Raw genomic sequence first — 26,209 nt, forward strand, 5'->3', positions numbered from 1 at the left:
GTCGGGGTCATGCCTGGTTCTCCGACTGGGCGAGACCGAAGCCCCGTTGGAAGGCGGCCATCAGGCCGGGGTCGTGCACGGGCGGCTCGGGGTCCGGGGCCCGCCGGGGAGCGGGTGCCTCCCGCAGCTGGGGCGCGAGGTGCTCCTGGGCACGTCGCCGGGGCAGCGACGGCCGGTCGCCCGTGTCGGGCCCGCCGGGTGCGGGTCCGGCCGCCGGCTCCGGGGCCGACCAGGCCACCGCCCCGGCGCCCTCCCGGGTGGGCGGAACCGGTGCGGGCTCGGCCCGCGGATCGGCAGCGGGCGCCGACCAGGTCATGGCCCCGGGAGCGGACGTGGGATCGGGACCGGTTCGCGGGGAGGGCACGACCAGGGGCGCCGGTTCCACCAGGGGAGCGGGTGCGGATACGGCGACGGGTGCCGGTGCCGGCCGCAACGGCTCGTGCCCCGGCAGGGGCATACGGACCGGCTCCAGCGGCGGCGCCGCCGCCCCCTGCCCGGTCCCCCACGAGGTGGCCCGTGAACCCCCGGCCGCGTCGGCCGCGGTCGGCGCCTCGGCGCCGAGCAGTTCCTGCGGCAGCACCAGCACGGCGAGCACACCGCCGTAGATGTTGGACTTGAGCTCGACGGCGATCCCGTGCCGGCGGGCCAGTGCCGACACCACGAACAGGCCGATCCGTCCGTCCGCGAGCAGGTGCCGGACGCTGATCTGGTCCGGGTCGCCGAGCAGGGCGTTCATCCGGTGCTGTTCCTCGGGGGGCATGCCGAGCCCCCGGTCCTCCACCTCGACTGCGATCCCGGCGGTGACCCGCTCGGCGCGCAGCACCACGTCCGTGTCGGGGGCGGAGAACACCGTGGCGTTCTCGACGAGCTCGGCCAGCAGGTGCACCACGTCCGCGACGGCGTGCCCGCGCACGCTGCCGCCGGCCGGAGGCACGACCTTGACCCGGGTGTACTGCTCGACCTCGGCGACCGCGGAGCGGAGCACCTCGCTCAGGTCGATGGGCCTGGTCCACTGGCGCCGGGAGGCGGCGCCGCCCAGCACGGCGAGGTTCTCGGCGTGGCGGCGGATGCGGGTGGCGAGGTGATCGACGTGGAAGAGCTCCTTGAGCAGGTCCGGGTCCTCGACCGTGTCCTCCAGGTCGTCGAGCAGCGCGATCTCGCGGTGCACGAGGGACTGGAGGCGGCGCGCGAGGTTGACGAAGACCTCGACCTTGCGCTCGCTGTCGGACGGGGTGACCGGTCCCGCCAGCCGCAGCACGGTCGTGTGCGCCTGTTCACGGGCCGTGCGCAGTTCCTGGGACAGCAGCCAGAACTCGTCCAGGCCGGCCGGGTCCCCGCCGGGCGGCGGCGAACTCGGGCCACCGCGCACGGGGCGGGGCGGCGTCTCGCCCCGCTCCAGCCGGTCGGCGGCCGTGCGCAGCTCGTGGCGGCCGCGCACGCTGGACCGGCGCAGCGCCTCGCACCGGTCCCGTACGGCCTTGGCGGAGCGCTGGGCCCCGAGCAGGGCGGCCGCCAGGGCAGCGACGACGAGGAGGGCGCAGCCGGTGAGCACCGGCCACAGCCGGGCGTCGCGCCCGCCGGCTCCGCCGCCGAGCTGAAGAGTGAAGATCACCGCGGCGGCGCCGCTGAGCCCGGCGGCGAGCGTGGGCAGTACGGAGGCGCGCACCAGCTGGGGGCGTATCTGCCGGCCGGGACCGGTGACGGCGTGTCTCGACGGGGCGTGGCGGGCTGCGCGGAGTCCGGACATGGGCGTCCTCGGTACGTGGGGCCCGGCCCCCAGCGTTCCCGGGGCCCGGTGTTGATCACCGAATACCCACGCTAGACCCCACCGCCACACCCAGGAATGCCAGTTGGCGAACTTCGCGGGGGTGCTTCCCGCTCCCGGTGGAGCGCTCGTACAGCAGCCCGAATGCGCCGGTCGGGCCCGGGCGACCGCCCCGGCGCCGCCCCACGGGGGACCGGCGGACGGGTCCGGACGACCGGCGGACGGGCCGGGACGACCGGCGGACGGGCCTGACCGACCGACCGGCCGACGGACCGGCCGAGCGACCGGCCGAGCGAACGACGGCCGCCCCGATGTGCCGGGGCGGCCGTCGTTCGCGTCCGTGCGGTCGGCTACGACCCGACGGACTCCGGCTTCTCGTGTCCACCGGCTGCCGCGGACCCCACGCGCGCCGCCGTCCCCGCCACGGCCCCGGCTCCCAGCGGAGGCACGGACGAGGGACCGTCGACCCGGCCGCCCGCCGCCTCCCCGGCGACGAAGGGCCGCCACCACGGTGTGTGCGGGGCGCCGGCGCCGCCGGGCTCGAAGGGCTGGCCCGGGATCGGCAGTGCGATCGCCGCTCCCGCGCCCTCGGCGGCGGTCAGCGTGCCCTCGCCCGGCTCGTCCCACGGGTGCAGGGCCAGGTTGAAGGTGCCCCAGTGGATCGGCAGCATCGTGCCGTGCGGGGTGCCGCCCTGCAGGTCGAGGTGGGCGCGCATGCCCTCCTCGGGCGTCATGTGGATGTCGGGCCAGTACTCCGAATAGGCGCCGATCTGGATCATCGTGGCGTCGAAGGGCCCGTGCGCGGCGCCGATCTCCTGGAATCCGGGGAAGTAGCCGGTGTCCCCGCTGTGGTAGACCCGGTGCTCGTCGCCCGCGACGACCCAGGACGCCCACAGCGTGTGCTGCTGGTTGCGCAGGCCGCGGCCGCAGAAGTGCCGGGCGGGGGTCGCCGTGAGGGTGAGACCGGCGATCTTGGTGCTCTCGTTCCAGTCCAGCTCGCGCAGCCGGTCCGCCGGTACGCCCCACCGCTCCAGGTGCGCGCCGACGCCCAGCGGAACGGCGAAGACCGTGTCCGTACCGGCCAGTTCCTTGATCGTCGGCAGGTCGAGGTGGTCGTAGTGGTCGTGCGAGATGACCACGACGTCGACCGGGCCCAGCGCGGCCAGCGGGACCGGCACCGGGTGGAGCCGCTTGGGGCCGGCGAAGGGGAAGGGTGAGCACCGCTCGCCCCACACCGGGTCGAACAGCACCCGGCGTCCGTCGATCTCCGCGAGCACGCTGGAGTGCCCCATCCAGGTCATCCGCAGGCCGCTGAGCGGCGGCTTCGCCAGGTCCGCGAGGGTCGTCGGATGGACCGGGATCGGCGCGGCGGGGCTGCGCCGGACCCGCTGCTCGCGATGGAAGTAGATCTTGGCGAACTCCGCCATCGAACCCGAGGGCCTGTTCCGGGCCCCGACCGGGTTCTGGAAGACGCCGTCGGCGAAGTTCGGCGAGCGGCGGATCCGCTCCAGCCGGGCGCCGGACGGGTCCGCACCGAAGGCTTCGGGCCGCAGGGCGCGCAGCCGCGGACGCAAGGGACGGGAGCCGGTCAAAGCGCCTCCAGGGAGGATGGGGTCAGGATGGTCGTCGGTCTACGACCATCCCAACGCACATCGGCCCCGAAGGATTCCGCTTGCGGCTCCCGACCCTGCTACAGCGGCAGCAGGTCCGGCCGCTTCGCCTCCACGTGGTCCCCGGAGGACTCCCCGCGCAGCCGCCGGCCGATCCACGGCACGAGGTGCTCGCGGGCCCACTGGACGTTGTCCCGAGTCACGTCCACCGAGCCGCGCGGCCGCTGCGGGGGCCACGGCTGGTCCGGATCGGCCGGCACCTCCAGGCCGAGCACTTGCGCCGCGCGCAGCGCGACCCGCGTGTGCCCCTCGGGCGAGAGGTGCAGCCGGTCCGTGTCCCAGGCCCGCCGGTCCTGTACGGACTTCAGCGACCAGAGGTCGAGCACCGGGCAGTCGTAGCGGTCGGCGATGGCGCGCACGTGCGCGCTGTACGTCGCGACCTTGCCGCGGAGGTGCTTGAGCACCGGCACTCCCCGGGTGTCGAAGCCCGTGGTGATCATGACGTGGCCCACCGCCCCGGTCAGGTCGGCCACGGCGGCCTCGAAGCGCTCCGCCACGTCGTCCGGGTCGGTCCCGGGCCGGATGATGTCGTTGCCGCCCGCGCAGAAGGTCACCAGGTCCGGTGCGAGGGCCTTGGCCCGCGGAAGCTGGTCGGTCACGATCTGGTCGAGGAGCTTCCCCCGCACCGCCAGATTCGCATATCGGAAGTCGTGCTCCTCGCGCTGATCCGCCAGGAGTACGGCGAGCCGGTCCGCCCAGCCGAGATACGAGTCCCCGGGTCCCGGGTCTCCCACGCCTTCGGTGAAGCTGTCCCCGATCGCCGCGTACGAGCCGATGGTCTTGAGTTTCGTCGTCGTCGCTGCCACGGGAACCCATACTTCACTCCCGTAACCAACCTACGCCAACGTAATGAGGGGTTGACGGACCGTGATCTATACCACGCAGGGGATAAGGAATAAGTACGCGTAAGGCCGGGACCCCCTCGGGTCCCGGCCTCACGCGTGTCGGCGGTCCGACGGCGGGTGCCGTCAGAGGCTCGCACCCTTCGAGCGGAGGTAGGCGATCGGGTCCATGTCCGAACCGTAGGACGGGCTCGTGCGGATCTCGAAGTGGAGGTGCGGGCCGGTCGAGTTTCCGGTGGATCCGGAGAGGCCGATGCTCTGGCCCGCGGTGACGCTCTGGCCGGAGGAGACGGAGAGCTGGGACAGGTGGGCGTACTGGGAGTACTTGCCGTCCGCGTGGCGGATGACGACCTCGTTGCCGTACGAGCCGCTCCAGCCTGCGGAGACCACGGTGCCCGCGCCCACCGCCTTGACGCTGGTGCCCGAGCCGGCGATGAAGTCGACGCCGGTGTGGTAGCCGGAGGACCACATGCTGCCCGCGACCTTGTACTGGGTGGAGATCCCGCCGCTGACCGGGGACACGAAGGCGGCGGCCGACTGCGGCGCGGCCGGAGCCTCGGCGGGGGCTTCCGCCGGAGCCTCGGCGGGGGCTTCCCGCTGCGCCCGGGCGGGCTTCTCGGCCTGCTTGCGGGCCGGGTTCGGCTCGGCCTGCGCGGCCGGCTTCGCATCGGCCTCGGGGGCGGCCTCCGCCTCGGACGCCTCGCCCGCACCGCCGAGGTCCAGCTTCAGGCCCGGGTGGATCAGCGACGGGTTGCCGCCGACGGCCTCGCGGTTGTCGGCGTAGAGCTGCTCCCAGCCGCCGGACAGGTGGCGCTCCGCGGCGATCTTGGAGAGGTAGTCGCCCGGCACGACCGTGTAGACGGACGGCGCGGCCTGCACGGCGGCGGCGGGCGTGGCCTGCAGCGCGACCGGGACCTGCGCGGCCACGACGGGGGCCACGGCGGGAGCGACAGCCGGAGCACCGGCCGCGTGGGCGCCGGCGGCGCCGATCAGCGGCAGCGCGAGGGCCGCGCCACCGGTTCCGGCGACGGCGAAACCGCGGGAAAGGGAGAGGGACTTGGGACGGCGGTGCTTACCCTTTGCAGGCATGACGAATTCCTCTCCGGCGCCTGCGAGGTGAGCTGTCGGGTTCGGACTGGAGATGTCCGGCCGTACATGTACGGGACATGAACGACTTCACCCCGAGCCGTCCCGGAGAAGGATCTCCGGGCCGGCGGCTTACCTGGTTCCCCCGCTCCTGCCGCGCGAAATTAGGTCGGATGCGGTTTCCGGGAGGCGGCAGGATTTGGCGGTCCGCCCGGATCGATCGCGAAGGTAATCCCTGGCAGCCGCGCGGAACAAGCCGTGAATTCGCTGACGGAATAACAGGCATCAGAGACCGATGGAATTCCGGTCACCCTCCGTCCATTCCCGACCGCCAACAGCCGCTCCGACCGGGCGATTCGGCTTTAGCGATCAGGCACTCACGGTCACCGTATGATCTGGCTCACGGGGACGTTCCCGATCTCTCGTCCGGATATGGCAAGTTGGCGCCAAGTAGTGTAATTCGGACAGAGGACCCAGGCGTGGCGGAGGAGTTGTTTTGACCCAGCAGATACAGGAGCCGGAGCTGACCGGAGTGCGCAATTTCCGCGATGTAGGCGGATTGCCGACTTCTAATGGCCGAACGGTCATGACAGGACGACTGTTCCGAAGCGGACATCTCGCGCATGCCACCGAAAGCGACGCAGAGTTCCTCTCCTCGCTCGGCCTCCACACCGTCTTCGACTTCCGCAACGGCGCCGACCACGCGCTGGAGGGTCCCGACGTCGACCTGCCCGGCGTCCGCAACGTCAACATCCCGCTCTCGGACCCGGCCGACGGTCGGGAGTTCTGGCGGCTGGTCCGCGACGGCGACCTCGTCCAGCTGCGCGAGATCCTGGGCGACGGAAAGGCGGCGGCCCGGATGTCGAACTCGTACCGCGCGATCATCCGGCAGCGCACCGCCGAGCACGGCCGGGTCGTGCACGCCCTCGCCGAGGACAGCGTCCCCGCGCTCATGCACTGCGCGGCCGGCAAGGACCGGGCCGGCCTGTCGATCGCCGTCACCCTGCTCGCGCTCGGCGTCGAGCGCGAGGCGATCGTGACGGACTACCTGGAGTCGAACGCGCCGCACCGCCGCTACCGCGTGCGCCGCACCGGCGAGTCGGCGGGCGAGCGCTCCCCCGAGGTGATGGAGCTGCTCGCGCCGCTCTTCGACGCCCGCGCCGAGTACCTGATGGCCGCCTTCGACACCATCGACGAGATCTGGGGCGGCGTGGACCGCTACCTGGCGGACGGCCTCGGGCTGCGGCCCGAGACCCTCGACCGGTTGCGGGACCGGCTGCTGGTCTGACGCGGCGGGGAACCGCTCCGGACCGGTTCCCCCCCGGGGTCGGCGGGCCGTCAGCGCGTGGCGACGGCCTGCTTCACCAGCGTCCTGCCGAAGTCCCAGATCAGCCCGGACCCACCGTGCGCCTCGTCCATGACCTCGCGGAACGCTCCGACGAACCGGTCCACGTCCCGCTCGTCCACGATCAGCGGCGGGATCAGCTTGATCACCTCCAGGTGATCCCCGGAGACCTGGGTGAGGATCCGGTGCTTCTGGAGCAGCGGCACCACGACCATCTGCGCGAAGAGCCCCTTGCGGGCCGCCTGGAGCATGGTCCACCGGCTGCGCAGGCCCAGCGAGGACGGCCGGCCGAACTCGATGCCGATCATCAGTCCGCGCCCCCGCACCTCGTGCAGCAGCTCGTACTCGTCCACCAGCGCGGCGAGCCGGCCGCGCAGCAAATCGCCCATGGCCCGGGCGTTCGCGACGACCTCCTCGTCCTCCATGACGGACAGCACCGCGAGGCCCGCCGCCATCGCCTGGGCGTTGGAGCCGAAGCTCGCCGAGTGCACGAGGACCCGGTCCATGGACGAGTAGACCTTCTTGAAGATCCAGTCCTTGCCCAGGGTCGCGCCGACCGGCACGTAGCCGCCCGAGAGTGCCTTCGCCACGCACACCAGGTCCGGCTCCACACCCGGCTCGTGCTGGTACGCGTAGAAGTCCCCGGTACGTCCGAGGCCCGTCTGCACCTCGTCGGCGATCAGCAGCGCCCCCCGCCGGTGCAGCATCTCCTGCGCGGCGAGCAGGAACCCGGGCGGGGCGGCCAGCACCCCCTTGCCCTGGATCGGCTCGACGACGAAGGCGGCCACGTCCCCGCGCTTCAGCTCACGCTCCAGGGCCCCGAGGTCCCCGAGCGTGATCCCGGTGTCGGGCAGCAGCGGCGCGAAGCCGTCGCGGAAGCCGCTCTCCCCGTTCACCGAGAGGGAGCCGGTGGTCAGCCCGTGGAAGGCGTGGTCGCAGTAGAGGACCCGGGGGCGCCCGGTGGCGTACCGGGCGAACTTCAGGGCCGTCTCCACGGCCTCGGTGCCGCTGTTGCCGAAGAAGACCCGGTCCAGGTGAGGGCTGTACGACAGCAACTTCTCGGCCAGCAGGCCGGGCAGCGGCTGGCAGTCGAACCGGGTGAGGTCGGCGAGCTGGGCGTCCAGCACGTCGTGCAGGACGCGGCGGACCACCGGGTGGTGGCGGCCCAGCCCCATCACCCCGAAACCGGCCAGCATGTCCAGGTAGTCGTTGCCCTCGGCGTCCCAGAAGTGTGCTCCCTCGGCCCGCTCGTAGACCTTGTCGAAGCCGATGGTGTGCAGCATCCGGGGCAGCTGGTGGTTGAGGTACCGGGCGTGCAGCTCGTAGCGCTCCGCGCCGCGCTCGGCCAGCAGGGCGCCGAGGTCGAAGCCCTTGCCCCGGCCGCCCTCCTCCTCCGGTGGCCGCGCGGTCATACCGACTTGTTCCGGTTGCTGGCGATCGTCTCCCGGGCCGCGCGCAGGGACTCCTTGAGGGAGCCCATGGTGGCGAGGACGGCGGTGGGCTCGTAGCCGCAGTGCGCCATGCAGTTCGCGCAGCGCGGGTCCTTTCCGCGGCCGTACTTGTCCCAGTCGGTGTCGTTGATGAGCTCGCGGTACGTCGGTACGTAGCCGTCGCTCATCAGATAGCAGGGGCGCTGCCAGCCGAAGAGGGAGTAATTCGGAATGGCCCAGGCCGTGCAGGGGAAATCGGCCTTTCCTTCCAGGAAGTCCAGGAAGAGCGGGGAGTGATTGAGCCGCCAGCGCCGCCGGTTGCCGCCGGCGAAGGCCTTCCTGAAGAGTTCCCGGGTCTGCTCGACGCCGAGGAAGTGCTCCTGGTCGGGAGCCTTTTCGTAGGCGTAGGCGGGCGAGATCATCATTTCGTCGACCTGGAGGTCGTCATTGAGGTAGTTGAGCACCTCGATGATCGTCTGCGGGGTGTCGGTGTTGAAGAAGGTGGAGTTCGTCGTCACCCGGAACCCGCGCCTCTTCGCCTCCTTGATGGCGGCCACCGCCTCGTCGAAGACGCCTTCCTTGGCCACCGACTCGTCGTGGCGTTCGCGCAGGCCGTCGATGTGCACGGCGAAGGCGAAATACGGGGAGGGGGTGAACTTCTCGATCTTCTTGCGCAGCAGCATCGCGTTGGTGCAGAGGAACACGTACTTCCGGCGCGCCACCAACTGCCGGACGATCTCGTGGATCTGCGGGTGCATCAAGGGCTCGCCGCCCGCGATGGACACCATGGGCGCACCGGATTCCAGCACGGCGCCGACCGCCTGTGCGACCGGCATGCGCTGCTTGAGCACCCCGGCCGGGTGCTGGATCTTCCCGCACCCCTCACAGGCCAGGTTGCAGGCGTAGAGCGGTTCCAGTTCGACGATCAGGGGGAACTTCTCGCGCTTGCGGAGCTTCTGTTCGAGAAGATACGTCCCGACCCTGATGGACTGGCGCAGCGGCATGGCCATCTGGCTCACCTCCTGGGGAGCAGCAACGAACGGTGCCATTCATGAAACGCAGGCAGTAAGGCACGCAGGACACGGAAGGCCGATATTCCCCCGCGAACCGTGCCGATACGGACGAGCTCGTGCTCCGGAGCGTCCACGATCACCCGGACGGCCGCAACCGGGCGGCCACCGCCCCGGGTGGCGGCCCACAGGGTGGCCGCGGACTCCATGTCGACCGCGATCGCGCCGGTGGCGCGCAGCTGCGCGCGCTCCTGGCCGCGGACTACGTGGTCGGACCCGGTCAGCACCCCGGTGTGCACGGTGCGGCCCGGGGTGGCCCGGGCCAGTGCATCGGCGAGCAGGGCGCTGCCGGTGCAGGTGACGTTCCCCTGCGGGTCGCGGGTCTGCTCGGCGACGACCAGGTCACCGGGGTGCATGCCGGGGACCAGCCCGGCGCAGAACCCGGTGGCGAGGACGGCGGCCCGTTCCATCCCCGGCCGGTCCAGTGCCCGGCCGACGGCCCGCTCGGCCGCGCTCGGGCCCATCCCGGTGCGCAGCAGGGTGTGCCCGCCGGCCGATCCGCGGCCGCGGCCGGGTCCGGTGCTGCGCAGCGCGGCCTGCTCGATGCGCAGCGCGCAGGCCACCAGCAGCGGGTCGGGTCCCGGCGCCCCGCCCGCGGCGGCCATCACGCCTCCCCGGCCGGGGCGAACGGTTCCCCGTACAGGTAGCGGCCGAGTGCGGTGAGCGGGAACACCTGCCGGTACAGGTGGTAGTTGATGGAGAAGTCCCAGGGGAAGCCGGTGCCGGTGAAGTACGGCTCGTCCCAGGTACCGTCCTCCCGCTGGGTCTCCACCAGGTGGGCGATGCCCCGCTCGACGGCCTTGCCCTCCCGCTCGCCGGCCGACAGCAGGGCCATCAGCGCCCATGCGGTCTGCGAGGCGGTGGAGGCGCCCTTCCCGGCCCAGGACGGGTCCTTGTAGGAGCGCTGGTCCTCGCCCCACCCGCCGTCCTCGTTCTGTACGGACTCCAGCCAGCGCACGGCCCGCCGGATCGCGGGATGCCCCAGGGCCAGGCCCGCGGCGGTGAGGGCGGGGACCACCGAGCCGGTCCCGTAGACGTAGTTGGTGCCCCATCGGCCGAACCAGCCGCCGAACGGCTCCTGTTCGGCGAGCAGCCAGGAGATGCCGCGCCGGGTCCGGGCGTCGCCGGCCCGGCCCTCGAAGGCGAGCATCTCCACCACGTGGGCGGTGACGTCGGCCGAGGGCGGGTCGATCACCTCCCCGAAGTCGCAGAAGGGCAGCTTGTTCGGGAAGGGACTGGTGTTGTCGGCGTCGAAGGCGCCCCAGGCCCCGTTCCTCGACTGCATGCCGAGGTTCCAGGACACCCCGCGGGCGATGGCCGCCTCGACCCGGGCCGGGTCCGGGTGCTTGACCCGGCGCAGGGCCAGGACCACTTCGGCGGTGTCGTCGATGTCGGGGTAGGTGTCGTTGTGGAACTCGAACGCCCAGCCGCCGGGGGCGAGCCCGGGCCGGCGCACCGCCCAGTCCCCGCTGCGGACGATCTCCTCGCCCAGCATCCAGTCGGCGGCCTTGACCAGCGCCGGGTGGTCGGGGCGCAGGCCCGCGTCGGCCAGGGCGATCGCGGCGAGGCAGGTGTCCCACACCGGTGACTGGCAGGCCTCGATCATCCGGGCGCCGTCCTCGCGCCACACCGCGAAGCGCTCCAGTGACTCCAGTCCGGCGCGCATCACCGGATGTCCCAGGTCGTAGCCGAGCAGGTGCAGGGCGATGACCGAGTACACGGCGGGCGGCTGGATCCCGCCCCAGCAGCCGTCGTTCTCCTGGCGTTCGATGATCCAGCGGCCGGCGCTGGCCATCGCGGCCTTCCGCAGGCGGCGCGGGGCGAACCGCCGGTAGATGTGCAGGGCCTTGTCCATCCGCTGGAAGGCGCCGTCCCAGCTGGTCAGCGGGGCGAGTCTGCGGGCCGGTTCGGGCACCCTCGCGTCGGCGTGCAGCTCGTCCAGGGCGAAGGGGGCCGGGCGGATCGGGCGCAGCGCGGAGACCACGGTGAGCGGCACGATGGTCTGGCGGGCCCAGCAGCCGAAGTCGTAGATGTTCAGGGGCACCCAGGGCGGCAGGAAGACCAGCTCGGGCGGGAGCTCGGGCAGGTGGTCCCAGTTCCACCAGCCGAAGAGGGCCAGCCAGATCCGGGTGAAGACGCGGGCGGCGGCGATCCCGCCGTGGGCCCGGATCCAGGCCGAGGCGCGGCTCATGTGCGGGGCGTCCGGCGCGTCCCCGGCCAGGCGGAGCGCGACGTAGGCCTCGATGGTGGCGGACAGTTCGGGCGGTCCGCCGTGGAAGGTGGCCCAGGTGCCGTCCTCCCGCTGCTCGCCCCGGATGAACAGGGCGGCGGCGCGCGTGGTGGCCTCGTCCCGGATGCCGAGGAACTGCCGCAGCAGCAGGTCCTCCGCGTCCATGGTGACGTTGGTCTCCAGGTCGCCCTTCCACCAGCCCTCGGGGTCCTGGCGCTCCAGCAGGTTCCGGGTGGCGCGCGCGGCGGCCTCGTACACCCCCGGCCGGATGCCGTCCGGCGGCCGGCGCAGGTCCGCGGTGGCCCGACCCGCGGTCCGGGCCGTGTCCCGGCCCGCCGAGGGGGGCGCCAGGGCTGCCGCGCGCCCGGTCACCGGGCCGGCCGCGGGGCGCAGCGGGCGGCCGAGCAGGCCGGGTGGCCCGCCCGGTGGTCCGTACTCGGCTCGCGGGCCGCTCATGCCGGTCCGGGCAGGCGGCGGTGGCGGTGGCGGTGCCGGGGGGCCGGCGGCCAGGCCGGCACCGCGGCCGGCCGGGCCGGGCGGCACAGCCCCCGGGGTGGATTCGCTGCCGGCGCCGGCGCCCTCGGCGCTGCCGTCGGTCGTCGCTGTCATGGCTTCCCCTTAGAACAGTGTCCTGTGCTGTGCTGGGGTCTGCCGTCGGCCGGTGCGCGCCACGTTCAGGTGGCGGCGCCGGCCGGCGACTCGCGATTCATATCCGCTGTCGGGTGGCGATCACCTCTTGCGCACGACGACGAAGTCCGCGAGGGCCACGAGCTGGTCGCGCACGCGCTGCGGCATGTCGACGTCGTCCAGGGCCCGGATCGCGACGGCGTGCTGGCGGCGCGCCTCGTCGGCGGTCCACTGGCGGCCGCCGGCCGCCTCGATGAGGGCCGCGCGGGCCGCGAACTCCTCCTCCGAGAATTTCTCGAAGTCGCTGCTCTTGGCATCGGCGGCGAGCAGTTCGGCGAGCTGCTCGGAGGCCTCCCCGCCGGCCGCGAGGGCGGCGACCACGGGCAGGGACTTCTTGCGCTGGCGCAGGTCGCTCCAGGTCTGCTTGCCGGTCGCCTCCGGGTCGCCCCAGATGCCGAGCAGGTCGTCGACGGCCTGGAAGGCGAGGCCCAGGTGGTAGCCGTACTCCTCCAGCTTGTCGGCGGTACGGTCGTCCGCGCCGCCGAGCACGGCGCCGATGGAGACCGCGCAGGCGAGCAGGGCGCCGGTCTTGTTGCCCTCCATCTCCAGGCACTCCTCGACGCTGACGCGCTCGCGGTGCTCGTAGGAGATGTCCTGCGCCTGGCCGTCGATGAGCTTGCGGCTGGCGGTGGTCAGCCTGCGGGTCGCACGGCCCGCCTCCACGGTGCCGAGCTCCAGCAGCACCTCGTTGGCGAGGGCGAACAGGGCGTCGCCGACGAGGATGGCGAGGGCCGGACCGTGCACCTTCCACACCGTGTCGCGGTGGCGGCGCTGCTCGTCGCCGTCCATCAGGTCGTCGTGCAGCAGCGAGAAGTTGTGCACGAGCTCGACGGCGACGGCGCCCGGGATGCCGACCTCGGCCGCGGCGCCCGCGGCCTCGGCGGAGAGCAGGGCGAGGGCGGGGCGCACGGCCTTGCCGCCGTCGCCGTCCGCCACGTTGCCCTGGGCGTCGATCCAGCCGAAGTGGTAGGCGGCGACGGTGTCCATGGGCGCCGCGAGCCGGTCGACCGCGGCGCGGAGCGCGGGGGTCGACAGCGTACGGCCGCGTTCCAGGAGAGCGATCGTGTCCGCCTTCTCCGCGCCCCCTCCGGCTGTGCCCACACTGGCATCCGTGTTCTCGACAGCCGGGTTCCCCGGGTTCACTGGCTCTCCTCTTGTTCCTGTACGTGCTGTGCTCGTGGTGCTGGTGGTGCCGGTGCTGCTGATGGTGCTCGTCATGCCGCCTCCTGCAGAGGGTGTTCGCGGTGGCGGCCGAGCGCGGCGAGTGCTGCGTGCGCCGCGCTCAGTCCGCTCCGGACGGCGCTCTCCATGGTCGCGGGCCAGCCCGTGGCAGTCCACGCACCGGCAAGGAAGAGCCCCGGCGTGTCGGTGCGCGCCCCGGGGCGCAGCCGGCCGACGCCGGGGGTGGGGGCGAAGGTGGCCGTCCGCTCCCGGGTGACGAAGAAGTCCCGTACCTTGGCGCCGCGCGCGGCGGGCAGCAGCCGCTCCAGCTCGGGCAGGTACTTGGCGCGCAGGACCGAGACGGGCTCGTCGATGTCGTCCTGGGCGACGGACTGGGACAGCGCCAGGTACTGGCCGCCGTCGGGGAGTCCGGAGGATTCGGTGCGGTCGAAGACCCACTGCACCGGGGAGCCGAGGGCAGCGAAGAAGGGCTGCTTGAGCACCTTGCGGTCGTAGACCACGTGGACGTTGAGGATGGGCGCGACGGCGATGTCCAGGAGCTTGTCCGGGTCGGGGAGGGCGCCGGCGGGCAGCAGGGCGTGCGCCTCGCGCTGCGGGACGGCGAGGACGACGGTGCCGGCCTCCAGGGACTCGTCCTCGGTGTCGATCCGCCAAGCCCCCTCGGGCATGCGGGAGATGTCGGTGACCCGGGTGCGCAGCTCGGTCCGTACACCGGCCGCGTCCAGCGCCTTGCGGGCGAGGGTGTCGTGCAGTTCGCCCAGCGGTACCCGGGCCCAGCCGATGTCGGCGGCGCCGTTCTCGGAGAGCAGGCCGGTCTTGAAGACCATGGCGGCCAGGCCCAGTGAGGACTGCTCGGCGGTGGCGTTGAGGGTGGCGATGCCGACGAGGTCCCACAGGGCCTCGATCGTGCGGGGGGACTGGCCGTGGCGGCCGAGCCAGGTCGCGAAGTCCAGGCCGTCCAGCGCCGGGTCGGTGGGGTCCAGGCGGCGCAGCGCGAGGGCGGCGCGGCCGACGCTGAGGCGCTCGGCGAGGGACAGGTGCGGGTAGCGGGCGAGCGATCCGGCCAGGTGCAGGGGCACGGGCAGGGCGCTGCGGCGCAGCCGGCCCATGCGGGGGCCGCCGGGGTGGGCGACGTCCAGGACGGGGACGTCGAGCCGGTCCTGCAGGGGGGCCAGGGCAGCGCCGTCGACGCGGTCGAGGAACCACCGGTACGCGGTGCAGCAGCGCAGGTAGACGTGCTGGCCGTTGTCGACGTCGAGGTCGCCGCGCTTGAAGGAGAAGGCGAGCCCGCCGAGCCGGGGGCGGCCCTCCATCAGGGTGACGCGGAGCCCGGCGTCGGCGAGTTCGAGGGCGGTGGTGACCCCGGCGAGTCCGCCGCCCACGACGACGGCGTGCTGCTCGATACCGTTCACACGCCCTCCCCCGTGCTGCGGTGGCCCTCCGGGCCGGCCGGACCGTCCATGGCGGGCGCCACGGCCACGCCCGGTGCGAAGTCCCCGGGGAGAGACCCGGCCGCCCGCGCGGTGGTTGCCCGGACCCGGCCGGTCCCGGCGGGGCCGCGGTGCTGCCGCGGGTGTGCCGTCGCGGTCATCAGCCCCGCCTCCGCGTGTTCTGGCGGGAGACGGTCCGCGCGTCGAGGCCGGACAGGCCGCGCACGGCGACGTACGCCTTCTCGTGCGGCGGCAGCGACACGCGGCCCCGCAGCACCGCCTCGGGCTCGCGCTCGATGCGGTCCAGCAGGCGCCGGTAGATACCGGCCATGGCGGCCACGCAGGCGCCGCTGCGCCGGTCGAGCATCGGCAGCAGCCGGTAGCCCTCGGCGAACAGGGCCCGGGCGCGCCGGACTTCGTGGTGGACGAGCCCGGCGAAGTCGGAGCCTGCGGGCATCCGGTCGCTGCGGAAGCCGTCCGAGCAGCCGAATTTGGCGAGGTCCTCGGCGGGCAGGTAGGTGCGCCCGTTGGCCGCGTCCTCGCGAACGTCCCGCAGGATGTTGGTGAGTTGCAGGGCGAGGCCGAGGGTGTCGGCGTACTCCGACGCGCGCGCGGCGTCGGAGGCGCCCAGGCCGGAGCCGTTCACCGTGCCGAACACGCCGAGCGAGAGCCGCCCAATGGCGCCGGCCACGCAGCGGCAGTAGGTCTTCAGGTCGTCCCAGGTCTCGTACGTCTCACCGCGGACGTCCATCAGGACCCCGTCGATGAGTTCGTCGAGGCCGCCGAGCGGGATGGGGAAGCGGCGCGCGGCGTGCGCGAGGGCGACGGCGACCGGGTCGGTGTCGTCCTCGTCGACCTCCTCGGCCCGGACCCGCCCGAGCAGGGCGCGGGTTTCCTCCAGCCGGGCGAACTTGGCCTCGGGCGCCAATGTGCCGTCGCCGATGTCGTCGACCCGCCGCGAGAAGGCGTACAGCGCGGACATCGCCTGCCGCTTGTCGTTCGGCAGCAGCCGGATGCCGTAGGCGAAGTTGCGTGCCTGTGCACCGGTGACGGCCTCGCAGTAGCTGTAGGCGGCCTGGACCGGTGCGGACACGTGTGTGGGGCCCTCCACGGTCGGGCTCACCCCTTTCTCGGCGCTGTGCGCAGGACGGCGGCCACCTCGCGGAGCAGGCCGCTCCTGGTGGGCTTGGGCGGGCCGGGGAGTACGTCGAAACCGGCGGCGGTGACGGCTCGCAGGGCCGCACGTCCCCCTCCCACGAAGCCCGCGAGCAGCAGCCGGAGTCTGCCGTGCACGCTACCCACGAGCGGGGTGCCTTCATTCAGCAGCTCGCGTGCGCGCTCGCTTTCGAATGCGATCAGGGAGCGAACGGACGCGCCGGTGGTCGGGGCCGCGAGCTCGGCCTCGGTCACGTGGAAGCGGCGCATGTCCTCGGCGGGCAGGTAGATCCGGTCGCGGCCGAGGTCCTCGGCGACGTCCTGGATGTGCTCGACGATCTGCAGGGCGGTGCAGACGGCGTCGGAGCGGCGGATCCGTTCGGGGGTGCTGGTGCCGGTGAGGGAGAGCACCAGGCGGCCGACCGGGTTCGCGGACAGCTCGCAGTAGCCGACCAGGTCCGCGTACGTCTCGTAGCGCGCGACGCGCTGGTCCTGGCGGTTGGCCTCGATGAGCCCGAGGAACGGCTCGGGGGTCAGGCCGTGGGCCCGTACGACGGGCTGGAGGGCGAGCAGCAGCGGGTGGCGCGGCGGGCCGGCCGTACCGCCGAACACGCGATGCAGGTCCGCCTCCAGGGCGTCGAGCATGGCGGGCCGGTCGTCGACCGCGGCGGGGTCGAGACCGAGGAGCACGGCGTCGCGGCCGCCGGGGGCGAGGTCGCCGTCGCCGATGTCGTCGACGAGCCGGGCGTAGCCGTAGACGGCCGTCAGCCCGTCGCGCCAGGCGCGGGGCAGGAAGACGGGAGCGACGGGGAAGTTCTCCGCCGTCGCCTTGTCGAGGGTGGCGCTCACGTGGTCCGTGTCGGGCAGGGGTCGGATGCCGTACCCCGGGGTCACCGCCCGCCGCCCGGGGCGGGGACGGCCGTTGTGCCTGGGGGCCGGAGAATTCCCGTAGCCATTGCCGTCACATCTCCCGTTCTACACTGCCGACCCATTACATCCTATTTCGGACACGCCGCCCGGGGATTCCCCCGGTGGCTCCAGAGCCCTTCACCTGCGGGGAATCGTCCCCTCTTGCCGCGATTGAGGACCGCCTCAGCTTACGCTGTAGAACGCCGCGGAGCCCTCCGGGGTATTCGCTCCGCCACCGAATGTCGCCGCGAAATGCGAGAACACACTTCGGGAACAGACTTAAGGCCCCCGCACGCTGAGCGGCGGGGGCCTTCGGGTGAAGCGGAAAAGCGCCGGAAGAAGGGCGCCGCGCGACCCGGAGTCAGCCGTTGGTGGCCTTCTCGTAGGCCGAGACGACTTCCTCGGTGGGCCCGTCCATCAGGAGCTCGCCCTTCTCCAGCCACAGCACCCGGTCGCAGGTGTCACGGATGGACTTGTTGTTGTGGCTCACCAGGAAGACCGTGCCGGCCTGCTGCCGCAGTTCGCGGATCCGGTCCTCCGAACGCACCTGGAAGCTGCGGTCACCGGTGGCCAGGGCCTCGTCGATCATCAGAACGTCGTGGTCCTTGGCCGCCGCGATGGAGAAGCGCAGGCGCGCCGCCATGCCGGAGGAATAGGTACGCATCGGCAGGGAGATGAAGTCGCCCTTCTCGTTGATGCCCGAGAAGTCGACGATGCTCTGGTAGCGCTGCTTGATCTGCTCGCGGCTCATACCCATCGCGAGACCGCCGAGAACGATGTTCCGCTCGCCGGTGAGGTCGTTCATCAGCGCCGCGTTGACACCCAGCAGCGAGGGCTGGCCGTCGGTGTAGACCTTGCCCTCCTCGCAGGGCAGCAGGCCCGCGATGGCGCGCAGCAGGGTCGACTTGCCGGAGCCGTTGGAACCGATGAGACCGATGGCCTCGCCGCGGTAGGCGGTGAAGGAGACCCCGCGCACGGCGTGGACCCGCCGGACACCCGGGGCGTCGCCCTTCTTCCGGCGGACGATCTTGCTGAGCGCGGCGGTGGCCGCACCCTTGCCGGCGCTGCCGGTGTTGACCCGGTAGACGATGTGGACGCCGTCCGCGATCACGGTGGGGATGCGCCCCCGAGTGTTGTCAGCCACGGCCGTAACGCTCCTCAGACTTCCAGAAGTACACGAAGCCGCCGATGCCGATCACCACGGCCCAGCCCACCGCGAAGGCCCACACGTGCGGAGGCAGGTTGCTGCTGCCGTACTCGTCGATCAGCGCGAACCGGATCAGGTCCATGTAGATCGCCACCGGGTTCCACAGCAGCAGGTCGCTGATCCACTGGGGCTGGTCCTCGAGGTAGACCGCGATCGGGAACATGACGCCGGAGGCGTACATCCAGGTACGCATCACGAACGGCATCAGCTGCGCCAGGTCGGGGGTCTTGGAACCCATCCGCGCGAAGATCATGGCGAGGCCGGTGTTGAAGACGAACTGGAGCGCCAGCGTCGGGACGACCAGCAGCCAGGAGAGCTGCGGGTAGTTGCCGAAGCAGATGGCGATCACGAAGACGACGATCATCGAGTACAGCAGCTGCTGGAGCTGCTGGAGCGAGAAGGACACCGGCAGGGAGGCGCGCGGGAAGTGCAGCGCCCGCACCAGGCCGAGGTTCCCGGAGATCGCCCGGACACCCGCCATCACCGAGCTCTGGGTGAAGGTGAAGACGAAGATGCCCATCATCAGGAACGGGACGTAGACGCCCTTGGGCATCTCCCGGCCCGCGCCGAGGATCAGGCCGAAGATCAGCCAGTAGACGGCCGCGTTCAGCAGCGGGGTCGCCACCTGCCAGACCTGGCCGAGCTTCGCCTGGCTGTACTGAGAGACCAGCTTGGCCCGGGAGAAGGCCATGATGAAGTGGCGCCGGCCCCAGAGCTGCCGTACGTACTCGCCCAGGCGGGGCCGGGCGCCGCTGACCGAGAGGCCGTACTTCCCGGCGAGCTCCGCGGGGCTCAGCCCCGCGTCGTCGGACGGCGGCCTGCTTGTGGCGAGGGCGCCGTCGTGGGTTGTGTCACTCACAAGTTGAAACTTTCGTCTTCAAGATGCGGCCAGGTGGGCATCAGGCTGGTGGCTCGAGGCCCGTGATCGCGTCATATTCCCAGACGCGGGCTGGTCAGATGACAGGAGGTCGGCCCAGCCGGGTCAACCGCCAGACCGTTCGCCATCTCATCGGGCGGCGGGGTCCGCAGGGAGTGGTCCATCCCTCCCGAAAACCACCGAACCAGGCCTTGAGCGCCGGTGCCGACGGCCTGCGTACGAGCGTCAGCAGGAGCCAGACGCCCAGGTAGACCGGGACCAACGGGGCGGGCAGGTTGCGGCGGGCGAGCCACACTCGGTTACGAGCCACCATACGGTGGTAGACCGCGTGCCGGGAGGGGGCAGTTGTCGGGTGCAGCAGCACCATGTCCGCCCGGTAGTCGATCAACCACCCTGCGTCGAGTGCCCGCCAGGCCAGATCGGTCTCCTCGTGCGCGTAGAAGAACTCCCCCGGCAGCGCTCCGACCTGCTCGAACACCGTGGTGCGGACGGCGTTGGCGCCGCCGAGGAAGGTGGTCACGCGGGAGGAGCGCATCGGGTCGGAGGCGCGCAGGCGCGGCACGTGCCGGCGCTGGGTGACACCGGTCTCGGGGTCGGCGATCCGGAAGCTGACGATCCCGAGCCCGGGGTCCTCGGTGAAGGCCTGCCGGCACAGCTCGGCGGTGTCCGTGCGCTCCAGCAGACCGTCGTCGTCCAGGAAGAGCAGCACGTCCACGTCCCGGCCACCGGGGCCGAAGGCCTCGATACCGACGTTGCGCCCGCCCGGGATGCCCAGGTTCTCGGGCAGGTCGATGCTGCGGACGCCCTCGGGCAGGCCGGTGACCCGCACGCCCTGGCCCACGACGACCACGTCGACGGGGGCGCCGTCCTGACGGGCCACCGAGTCGAGGAGCGCCTTGAGCTCGTCGGGCCGGTTGCCCATGGTGATGATCACGGCGCCCAGCCGCAGCGGGGCACTCACTTGAGCCTGCTGGAGGCGAGGATGGACACCAGGTGCAGCACGCTCTGGAGCATCGCGATGCCGGCCAGTACGGCGACGCCGACGCGGGACCAGTACAGGTCGCCCTGCATCTGGTCGACGACGGCCAGGACCAGGATGAGCAGCGAGGCCTCGATGCCGAGGATCAGGCGGTGGAACTTGAGCGCGGCCGCGGCCCGGCGGGCGAACGCCATGCCCTTCGCGCGCGGCTCGGCGGCCGCGTCCTTGACCACGGGCTTGCCGGCCTGGTGGCGCGCGACACCGACGAGGTCGGTCTCGGCCTTGATCAGGATGGCGCCGAGCGCGGCCAGCGTGCCCAGGAAGGCCCACAGCCAGTCGGCGCCGCCGGGGCCCCACAGGTCGGCGGCGCGCAGCCCGAAGCCGACCAGGACCGCCGCGTCGCAGAGGTACGCGCCGACCCGGTCCAGGTAGACCCCGGAGAGCGAGAACTGCTTCTTCCAGCGGGCGACCTCACCGTCGACGCAGTCGAGCAGCAGGTACATCTGGACCGCGACCACGCCGAGTACGGCGCCCAGGATGCCCGGCACCAGCAGCGCCGGGAGGGCGAGGACGCCGGCGAGGGTCATCAGGTAGGTCAGCTGGTTCGGCGTGACCTTGGTGGTGACCAGGACGCGGGTGATGCGCAGGGAGATCTCGCGCATGTAGAGGCGCCCGCCCCAGTGCTCGCCGCTGACCCGGTCCTTCACGCCCGCGGGGTGGACGACGGGCCTCAGTTCAGCTACGGATGGTCTTGACATAGTCGGCGTAAGCGTCCCTGATCTCGGCGGCGGACAGGTTGAGGTGCTCCAGGATCGTGAAGCGTCCCGGGCGGGTCTGGGGGGCGTACTCGACGGCCGCGACGAACTCGTCGACGCTGAAGCCGATCTCCTCGGGCCCGACCGGCAGGCCGTGCCGGCGCAGTACCTCGACGATGAGGCCCGACTGCTCGACGGCCCCGCGCAGGTGCATCGCGAAGGCGGCACCGATGCCGACCTGCTCGCCGTGGAGCGCGGAGCGTCCCGGGTGCAGCAGGTCGAAGGCGTGGCTGATCTCGTGGCAGGCACCGGACGACGGGCGGGAGTCCCCGCTGATCGACATGGCGATGCCGGAGAGCACCAGCGCCTCGGAGAGCACGGTGAGGAACTCGTCGTCGCCGCACCCGCCGGGATGGCGCAGCACGGACTCGCCGGCGGTACGGGCCATGGCCGCGGCCAGGCCGTCGACGGGCTCGCCGGTGATCTTGTGCGAGAGCTCCCAGTCGGCGATCGCCGAGATGTTGGAGATCGCGTCACCGATGCCGGCCCGGATGAACCGGACCGGGGCTTCCTTGATCACGTCGAGGTCGATCACCATGGCGATCGGCGTGGGCACGCCGTAGGAACCGCGGCCGTTGTCGTTGTCCAGGATGGACACCGGCGAGCAGATGCCGTCGTGCGAGAGGTTGGTGGCGACGGCCACCATGGGCAGCCCGACCCGCGCCGCGGCGTACTTGGCCACGTCGATGATCTTGCCGCCGCCCAGGCCCACGACGGCGTCGTAGCGGCGGCCCTTTATGTCGTCGGCCAGCTTGACCGCGGAGTCGATGGTGCCGTCGACGACCGCGTACCAGTCGGCGTGCGGCAGCACGGGCTCCAGCTTGGCGCGCAGCGCCACGCCGGAGCCTCCGCTGATCGCGATGGCCAGCTTGCCGGAGGCGGAGATCCGCTGGTCGGCCAGCAGGCCGGCCAGGTCGTCCATCGCCCCGCGACTGATGTCGACGACGACGGGCGAGGGGATGAGCCTCGTCAGTACTGGCATGCGATCGTCCGGCCCTTGGCGAGGTCGTCGTGGTTGTCGATCTCGACCCACTTGACGTCGCCGATGGGGGCCACGTCGATGGTGAAGCCGTCGTTGACGAGCTGCTGGTAGCCGTCCTCGTAGTAGAGGTCGGGGTCGCGCTCGAAGGTGGTCTTCAGGGCCTCGGCCAGCTGCTCGGCGGCCTCGGGCTCGATGAGGGTCACACCGATGTACTCGCCGGTGGCGTCGGCGGGGTCCATCAGCTTGGTGATCTTCTGGACGCCGGTCCGGGAGTCACTGCCGTCGGCGGTGACGACCTTCATCTCCTCGTCGGCCAGGTTCTTGACCGTGTCGAGGGCGAGGATGATCTTCTGGCCGTTGCCGCGGGCGGCGAGCAGGGTGCGCTCGACCGAGACGGGGTGGACGGTGTCGCCGTTGGCGAGGATCACACCCTGCTTGAGGACCTCACGCGCGCACCACAGGGAGTAGGCGTTGTTCCACTCCTCGGCCTTGTCGTTGTCGATCAGCGTGATCTTGACGCCGTACTTGGCCTCCAGGGCCTCGCGGCGGGCGTACACGGCTTCCTTGCGGTAACCGACGACGATGGCGACCTCGGTCAGGCCGACCTCGGCGAAGTTGCCCAGCGTCAGGTCGAGAACCGTCAGGCTCTCCTCGTCACCCTCGGGGCCGACCGGCACGAGCGCCTTGGGCAGGGTGTCGGTGTAGGGACGCAGACGGCGTCCGGCACCGGCAGCGAGTACAAGGCCGATCATGCTGGTTCTCCTTCGTCATGTACGGCGGGTGCTCCGGAGGAGACCCAGAATCGGATGCTCTCCACGAGCACCACGAGTGCCACGAACACGGCCATGGCCGTGAGCGCGACGGGGAAGTCCGCTTCGCGCGATACGAGGACGGCCGCCAGGGCCGTGATCAGCAGGACCCGGCCTTCGTGGCCGCCGATCGTCCGCACCAGCCAGTGCGGGGGCGCGCCGGTGCCGCCGCGGATGCGGTACACCGTGTCGTAGTGATGGTAGGCGACCGCCGCGATCAGGCCGAATGCCGCCGGGAGGGCCCCGGGGACGTCCGCCTTGACGGCGAGCGCGAGGACGGTGACGTACTCGGCGGCCCGGAACAGCGGCGGGATCAGCCAGTCCAGGGCGCCCTTCAGCGGTGCGGCGACGGCGAGGCCGGACGTCATGACATAGATCACGGCGACGGCGATCAGCCGGGGGTCTCCGAACGGCAGGAACACGGCGCCCGCGATCATCACGAGCGCGCCCAGGGCCGCCACGTACACGGAGCCGAAGGATCCGGCGCGGCCACGCAGCAGGCGGGCCTGGAGCTCGGCGAGCGGGCCGGAGTCGGCCAGGTCCGCCAGGGCCCGGGCCGCCCGGTCGGTGCGGGTGGCCCTGCGCGTCAGGGAGCGCAGGACCCGCCCGGCGGTGGTGTAGAGCGCCCCGAAGGCGCAGCCGACGAGCAGCGCGTAGAAGACGATCCGGGGGGTGGTGAAGGCGGTCAGCACCGCGATCATCGCCCAGCGCTCACCGATCGGCAGGATGATCATCCGGCGGATCCACACAGTCCAGCCGACGCTGTCGAGCCGGTCGGAGAGGGCGGCCGTGGGGCTCGTATTGGCGGTGGCGTCGTGGTTGGCCTCGTTGAAGGAGAAGTCCACGACGTGCCGGCAGGTCATGAGGATCATGGAGCCGACGGCCAGGGCCCAGACGTCGTCGCCGCCCCGGGCCGCGCCGAGGGCGAGGCCCGCGTAGAAGGAGTACTCCTTCGCACGGTCGAAGGTGGCGTCGAGCCAGGCGCCCATCGTCGAGTACTGGAGCGAGTAGCGGGCGAGCTGCCCGTCGGTGCAGTCCAGGACGAAGGAGACGAGGAGCAGCACACCGGCCGCCACGTAGCCCCAGCGTTCGCCGGTGGCCGCGCAGCCGGCCGCGATCAGCGCGGTGATCAGCGAGGCGGTGGTGACCTGGTTCGGGGTGAGGCCCCGGCGCGCGCACCAGCGGGCGATGTAGCGCGAGTACGGGCTGATGCAGAAGGTGGTGAAGAAACCGTCGCGGGACTTCACGGCGGTCCGCAGGCGTACGGCCTCGTCGTCGACGGCGGCGACGGCGGCGGTCGCCGCGTCGCGCTCCGCCGGGCCGGCGGGGACGGCGGCGACGAGCGTGCCCAGTTCGGGGTGCTGGACGGTGGTGCCGGCGGCCTCGACCGCGGCGGCGAGCCGGTCCGGGTACGGGCCGGCGTCGCCGGGTTCCGCGGTGGCGACGGCCTTGTCGAGGGCCTCGCGGCCGCCGGCCTGGACGGCGAGGGCGCCGGTGACGGCGCAGGCGTCGAAGCGGGGGTCGGTCAGCGCGAGGCGCAGTGCGTGCACGTGCCCGACGAAGGCGCTGTCCACGACGGCCACCCGCTGATCGGCGGGTACGCCGGCCAGTGCGGCGGCGGCGTCCTGGGGACCGGCGGCCGGGCGGACTTCGAAGCCGAGGGAGCGCAGCTCGTCAGCGAGCGGTGATCCGGGGACCGGCAGGCCGGTGAGGATGACGGTCGGCAGACGAACTCACTCCTTGTAACGGATTCCGAACGCGCGCCTGAGGGGGCGGCGGCACGTCGGCAGAGGCTATCGGATGAATGGAAGCAGCAGTTCACCACCCGTTTACGCCCCGATAAGCCGAATATTCGGGCTCCGGGCCGGGTTCCGATCATCATTGACGATCACGGCGCCGTACCACAAACGGGCCGGATGTTACGGTGGACAGGACCCTGCAGATGTCGAACGGTAAGAGGTGGGTTGATGACCGTCGTAGTGGTCGCGGCCATGCGCAGCGAACTCCGGTGCATCACCCGTCCCCGTTCTTTCCGGGCATCCGGCCGGGCCTGATCCATCCACTGGGCCTTGTCGGCCGGAGCCCCTTTTCCAAGGGTTCACGTTGACCGACAGCACTACCTTCAACGACTCCTGCGACGACGCCTCCCACGGCGTCGACGACTTCACGCACGCCTTCTTCGCCCTGCACCACGGCCTGCCCCGGCAGGCTCCGGGCTCCGACGCGACCACCCGGCACCTGCTGTCCCTGTGCGGGCCGCTCCCCGAGCGGCCGCGCGTCCTCGACCTGGGCTGCGGTCCGGGCCGCAGCGCCCTGCTGCTCGCCGCCGAGGCGGGCGGAGCGGGCACGGGCGGACCGGGGACGGGCGGCGCCGAGGTGACCGCCGTCGACCTGCACGCCCCCTTCCTCGACGAGCTCCGCGCCGCCGCGGCCGCCCGCGGGCTCGCCGACCGCGTCCGCACAGCCCGGGCGGACATGGGCGCACTCCCGGGCGTGGGCTTCGAGGACGGTTCCTTCGACCTCGTCTGGGCGGAGGGCTCCGCCTTCGTCCTCGGCTTCGACGTCGCGCTCGCGCGGTGGAAGCGGCTGCTCGCCCCGGGGGGCACCCTCGTCCTGACCGAGTGCCAGTGGTCGGTCCCCGAACCGTCCGCCGGCGCCCGCGCCTTCTGGGACCCGCACTGCGCGCTGCGCACCACCGCCGGCAACCTCGCGGCCGTGCAGGCCGCCGGGTACCGGGTGCTCGGCGTGCACCACCTGCCCGACTCCGACTGGGCCGAGTACTACGGCCCGCTCGCCGAGCGGGTCCGTGCCCGCTCCGGGACGGCCGGTCCCGCGATGGCCGCCGCCCTGACCGCGACGCGCGAGGAGCTCGACGTACGGGCCCGCCACGGGCACGAGTACGGGTACACGGGCTACGTCCTGCGCCCGGTGAGCGCCGGCGGCGACGACGCCTGGCCGGTCTGACACCTGCGCGAGAGCACGTGCTGTGACACGTGCTGTGACACGTGAGGGGATCCGCCCCTCGTCGCCTAGCACGCGACGGGGGGCGGACATGCGTGGATCTCCGAAGTGGGGACAAGCCGCTTTTGTACGGCAGACTGAAGGCCGAAGTCCGAAGCGAAGGATGGGTATGCCGACCACACCAGCCACCGCCGCGAACAGCGCGTCCAACGGCACCGGTACTCAAGAACCGATCATGCTCGAACTGGTCGACGAGTCCGGCAACACCATCGGCACGGCGGAGAAGCTCTCCGCCCATCAGGCGCCCGGGCAGCTGCACCGGGCGTTCTCCGTGTTCCTCTTCGACGAGCAGGGCCGTCTGCTGCTCCAGCAGCGGGCCCTCGGGAAGTACCACTCCCCCGGCGTCTGGTCGAACACCTGTTGCGGTCACCCCTACCCCGGGGAGTCCCCGTTCGCGGCAGCTGCCCGGCGGACCCATGAGGAACTGGGGCTGTCGCCCTCGCTGCTCGCCCAGGCGGGAACGGTTCGCTACAACCACCCGGACCCCGCTTCGGGTCTGGTGGAGCAGGAGTTCAATCACCTGTTCGTGGGACTCGCGCAGGCTGCCGTGCGACCGGATCCGGAGGAGGTCGAGGACACCGCCTTCGTCACCGCCGAAGAGCTGGCGAAGCGCCACAGCGAGGTGCCGTTCTCGGCCTGGTTCATGACCGTGCTGGACGCGGCGCGGCCGGCGATCCGCGAGCTGACCGGCGACGCGGCGGGCTGGTAGCCCGCACTC

The 26,209-nt window shown here is 72.1% G+C and carries 23 protein-coding genes, 1 pseudogene and 1 riboswitch; of the genes and pseudogenes, 4 read left to right on the forward strand and 20 right to left on the reverse strand.

The features are described from left to right. Positions 1 to 7 precede the first annotated feature (7 nt). From ACIQZO_RS20330 to ACIQZO_RS20345, 4 genes are all read right to left on the reverse strand, one after another. Positions 8 to 1,747 carry an ATP-binding protein gene (locus tag ACIQZO_RS20330; RefSeq protein WP_403627885.1) on the reverse strand — a complete coding sequence of 580 codons (1,740 nt, stop codon included), beginning with the start codon at positions 1,745 to 1,747 and terminating at the stop codon, positions 8 to 10. A gap of 368 nt (positions 1,748 to 2,115) precedes the next feature. Beyond that, the gene (locus tag ACIQZO_RS20335; RefSeq protein ID WP_403627887.1) at positions 2,116 to 3,357 is read right to left on the reverse strand and encodes an MBL fold metallo-hydrolase; all 1,242 of its coding nucleotides are present in this window, start codon (positions 3,355 to 3,357) and stop codon (positions 2,116 to 2,118) included. 98 nt (positions 3,358 to 3,455) lie between these two features. After that, on the reverse strand, positions 3,456 to 4,241 hold the full coding sequence (locus ACIQZO_RS20340) for an SGNH/GDSL hydrolase family protein (RefSeq protein ID WP_403627889.1): 786 nt from the start codon (positions 4,239 to 4,241) through the stop codon (positions 3,456 to 3,458). A 162-nt stretch (positions 4,242 to 4,403) separates the two neighbouring features. Next, on the reverse strand, positions 4,404 to 5,366 hold the full coding sequence (locus tag ACIQZO_RS20345; RefSeq protein WP_403627891.1) for a LysM peptidoglycan-binding domain-containing M23 family metallopeptidase: 963 nt from the start codon (positions 5,364 to 5,366) through the stop codon (positions 4,404 to 4,406). 4 nt (positions 5,367 to 5,370) lie between these two features. Continuing rightward, a riboswitch (cyclic di-AMP (ydaO/yuaA leader) is annotated at positions 5,371 to 5,544 on the reverse strand. A 315-nt stretch (positions 5,545 to 5,859) separates the two neighbouring features. Between ACIQZO_RS20345 and ACIQZO_RS20350 the strand changes: the two genes are divergently transcribed. Further along, positions 5,860 to 6,651, forward strand: coding sequence for a tyrosine-protein phosphatase (locus tag ACIQZO_RS20350; RefSeq protein WP_403627893.1), 792 nt, complete (start codon positions 5,860 to 5,862; stop codon positions 6,649 to 6,651). A 50-nt stretch (positions 6,652 to 6,701) separates the two neighbouring features. Here the strand turns inward: ACIQZO_RS20350 and ACIQZO_RS20355 are convergent, their stop codons facing one another. The 16 genes from ACIQZO_RS20355 to ACIQZO_RS20430 form a co-directional block, all read right to left on the reverse strand. Continuing rightward, a complete protein-coding gene (locus ACIQZO_RS20355) occupies positions 6,702 to 8,120 on the reverse strand; it encodes an aspartate aminotransferase family protein (protein WP_403627894.1) in 1,419 nt (472 codons plus the stop codon). Then, the gene (hpnH, locus tag ACIQZO_RS20360) at positions 8,117 to 9,148 is read right to left on the reverse strand and encodes an adenosyl-hopene transferase HpnH (protein WP_403627896.1); all 1,032 of its coding nucleotides are present in this window, start codon (positions 9,146 to 9,148) and stop codon (positions 8,117 to 8,119) included. The genes ACIQZO_RS20355 and hpnH overlap by 4 nt, the downstream gene beginning before the upstream one ends. A 5-nt stretch (positions 9,149 to 9,153) precedes the next feature. Then, the gene (locus tag ACIQZO_RS20365) at positions 9,154 to 9,813 is read right to left on the reverse strand and encodes a 1-hydroxy-2-methyl-2-butenyl 4-diphosphate reductase (protein WP_403627898.1); all 660 of its coding nucleotides are present in this window, start codon (positions 9,811 to 9,813) and stop codon (positions 9,154 to 9,156) included. Continuing rightward, on the reverse strand, positions 9,813 to 12,047 hold the full coding sequence (shc, locus tag ACIQZO_RS20370) for a squalene--hopene cyclase (protein ID WP_403627900.1): 2,235 nt from the start codon (positions 12,045 to 12,047) through the stop codon (positions 9,813 to 9,815). Before shc ends, ACIQZO_RS20365 begins: the two co-directional genes overlap by 1 nt. A gap of 120 nt (positions 12,048 to 12,167) precedes the next feature. Then, positions 12,168 to 13,268 carry a polyprenyl synthetase family protein gene (locus tag ACIQZO_RS20375; RefSeq protein ID WP_403627902.1) on the reverse strand — a complete coding sequence of 367 codons (1,101 nt, stop codon included), beginning with the start codon at positions 13,266 to 13,268 and terminating at the stop codon, positions 12,168 to 12,170. Positions 13,269 to 13,339: 71 nt separating this feature from the next. Beyond that, positions 13,340 to 14,719, reverse strand: coding sequence for a hydroxysqualene dehydroxylase HpnE (gene hpnE / locus ACIQZO_RS20380; RefSeq protein ID WP_403627904.1), 1,380 nt, complete (start codon positions 14,717 to 14,719; stop codon positions 13,340 to 13,342). Continuing rightward, positions 14,716 to 14,898 carry a hypothetical protein gene (locus ACIQZO_RS20385; RefSeq protein WP_403627906.1) on the reverse strand — a complete coding sequence of 61 codons (183 nt, stop codon included), beginning with the start codon at positions 14,896 to 14,898 and terminating at the stop codon, positions 14,716 to 14,718. Before ACIQZO_RS20385 ends, hpnE begins: the two co-directional genes overlap by 4 nt. Next, the gene (hpnD, locus tag ACIQZO_RS20390) at positions 14,898 to 15,860 is read right to left on the reverse strand and encodes a presqualene diphosphate synthase HpnD (RefSeq protein WP_403627908.1); all 963 of its coding nucleotides are present in this window, start codon (positions 15,858 to 15,860) and stop codon (positions 14,898 to 14,900) included. Before hpnD ends, ACIQZO_RS20385 begins: the two co-directional genes overlap by 1 nt. Continuing rightward, positions 15,857 to 16,786, reverse strand: coding sequence for a squalene synthase HpnC (hpnC, locus tag ACIQZO_RS20395; protein ID WP_403627910.1), 930 nt, complete (start codon positions 16,784 to 16,786; stop codon positions 15,857 to 15,859). The genes hpnD and hpnC overlap by 4 nt, the downstream gene beginning before the upstream one ends. A 376-nt stretch (positions 16,787 to 17,162) precedes the next feature. Next, positions 17,163 to 17,945: an ABC transporter ATP-binding protein gene (locus ACIQZO_RS20400; protein WP_403627912.1), complete on the reverse strand. Its 783-nt coding sequence runs from the start codon at positions 17,943 to 17,945 to the stop codon at positions 17,163 to 17,165. Continuing rightward, entirely contained in the window at positions 17,938 to 18,867 is a 930-nt protein-coding gene (locus ACIQZO_RS20405; protein ID WP_403627914.1) for an ABC transporter permease, read from the reverse strand. The genes ACIQZO_RS20400 and ACIQZO_RS20405 overlap by 8 nt, the downstream gene beginning before the upstream one ends. 94 nt (positions 18,868 to 18,961) lie before the next feature. After that, positions 18,962 to 19,807, reverse strand: a complete 846-nt coding sequence (locus ACIQZO_RS20410) for a glycosyltransferase (protein WP_403628169.1) — start codon at positions 19,805 to 19,807, stop codon at positions 18,962 to 18,964. 35 nt (positions 19,808 to 19,842) lie between these two features. Next, positions 19,843 to 20,622, reverse strand: a complete 780-nt coding sequence (locus tag ACIQZO_RS20415) for a CDP-alcohol phosphatidyltransferase family protein (protein WP_403627916.1) — start codon at positions 20,620 to 20,622, stop codon at positions 19,843 to 19,845. Further along, entirely contained in the window at positions 20,600 to 21,661 is a 1,062-nt protein-coding gene (locus tag ACIQZO_RS20420) for an iron-containing alcohol dehydrogenase family protein (protein ID WP_403627918.1), read from the reverse strand. Before ACIQZO_RS20420 ends, ACIQZO_RS20415 begins: the two co-directional genes overlap by 23 nt. Further along, complete coding sequence (locus ACIQZO_RS20425; protein WP_403627920.1) at positions 21,649 to 22,413, reverse strand: sugar phosphate nucleotidyltransferase; 765 nt, start codon at positions 22,411 to 22,413, stop codon at positions 21,649 to 21,651. Before ACIQZO_RS20425 ends, ACIQZO_RS20420 begins: the two co-directional genes overlap by 13 nt. Continuing rightward, positions 22,410 to 24,020 carry a DUF5941 domain-containing protein gene (locus ACIQZO_RS20430; protein ID WP_403627922.1) on the reverse strand — a complete coding sequence of 537 codons (1,611 nt, stop codon included), beginning with the start codon at positions 24,018 to 24,020 and terminating at the stop codon, positions 22,410 to 22,412. The genes ACIQZO_RS20425 and ACIQZO_RS20430 overlap by 4 nt, the downstream gene beginning before the upstream one ends. Here ACIQZO_RS20430 and ACIQZO_RS20435 point away from each other — a divergent pair. The 3 genes and pseudogenes from ACIQZO_RS20435 (at position 24,015) to idi (ending at position 26,200) form a co-directional block, all read left to right on the forward strand. After that, entirely contained in the window at positions 24,015 to 24,158 is a 144-nt protein-coding gene (locus tag ACIQZO_RS20435) for a hypothetical protein (protein WP_403627924.1), read from the forward strand. The two genes, ACIQZO_RS20430 and ACIQZO_RS20435, sit on opposite strands and share 6 nt — an antisense overlap. Before the next feature lie 496 nt (positions 24,159 to 24,654). After that, a pseudogene (locus ACIQZO_RS20440) lies at positions 24,655 to 25,398 on the forward strand (class I SAM-dependent methyltransferase); the annotation flags it as partial. Between the two features lie 202 nt (positions 25,399 to 25,600). Then, on the forward strand, positions 25,601 to 26,200 hold the full coding sequence (gene idi / locus ACIQZO_RS20445) for an isopentenyl-diphosphate Delta-isomerase (protein ID WP_136234166.1): 600 nt from the start codon (positions 25,601 to 25,603) through the stop codon (positions 26,198 to 26,200). The last annotated feature ends 9 nt before the right edge of the window (positions 26,201 to 26,209 follow it).

The organism is Streptomyces sp. NPDC097617, assembly GCF_044761485.1.
GTDB lineage: Bacteria > Actinomycetota > Actinomycetes > Streptomycetales > Streptomycetaceae > Streptomyces.

Excerpts from the sequence above, each read along its gene's own strand:
- ACIQZO_RS20355 (WP_403627894.1), bottom strand. The coding sequence starts at position 8,120 with ATGACCGCGCGGCCACCGGAGGAGGAGGGCGGCCGGGGCAAGGGCTTC.
- ACIQZO_RS20420 (WP_403627918.1), bottom strand. The coding sequence starts at position 21,661 with ATGCCAGTACTGACGAGGCTCATCCCCTCGCCCGTCGTCGTCGACATC.
- hpnH (WP_403627896.1), bottom strand. The coding sequence starts at position 9,148 with ATGGCCATGCCGCTGCGCCAGTCCATCAGGGTCGGGACGTATCTTCTC.
- ACIQZO_RS20415 (WP_403627916.1), bottom strand. The coding sequence starts at position 20,622 with ATGTCAAGACCATCCGTAGCTGAACTGAGGCCCGTCGTCCACCCCGCG.
- shc (WP_403627900.1), bottom strand. The coding sequence starts at position 12,047 with ATGACAGCGACGACCGACGGCAGCGCCGAGGGCGCCGGCGCCGGCAGC.
- ACIQZO_RS20365 (WP_403627898.1), bottom strand. The coding sequence starts at position 9,813 with ATGGCCGCCGCGGGCGGGGCGCCGGGACCCGACCCGCTGCTGGTGGCC.
- ACIQZO_RS20410 (WP_403628169.1), bottom strand. The coding sequence starts at position 19,807 with ATGGGCAACCGGCCCGACGAGCTCAAGGCGCTCCTCGACTCGGTGGCC.
- ACIQZO_RS20345 (WP_403627891.1), bottom strand. The coding sequence starts at position 5,366 with ATGCCTGCAAAGGGTAAGCACCGCCGTCCCAAGTCCCTCTCCCTTTCC.
- ACIQZO_RS20330 (WP_403627885.1), bottom strand. The coding sequence starts at position 1,747 with ATGTCCGGACTCCGCGCAGCCCGCCACGCCCCGTCGAGACACGCCGTC.
- idi (WP_136234166.1), top strand. The coding sequence starts at position 25,601 with ATGCCGACCACACCAGCCACCGCCGCGAACAGCGCGTCCAACGGCACC.
- ACIQZO_RS20385 (WP_403627906.1), bottom strand. The coding sequence starts at position 14,898 with ATGACCGCGACGGCACACCCGCGGCAGCACCGCGGCCCCGCCGGGACC.
- ACIQZO_RS20425 (WP_403627920.1), bottom strand. The coding sequence starts at position 22,413 with ATGATCGGCCTTGTACTCGCTGCCGGTGCCGGACGCCGTCTGCGTCCC.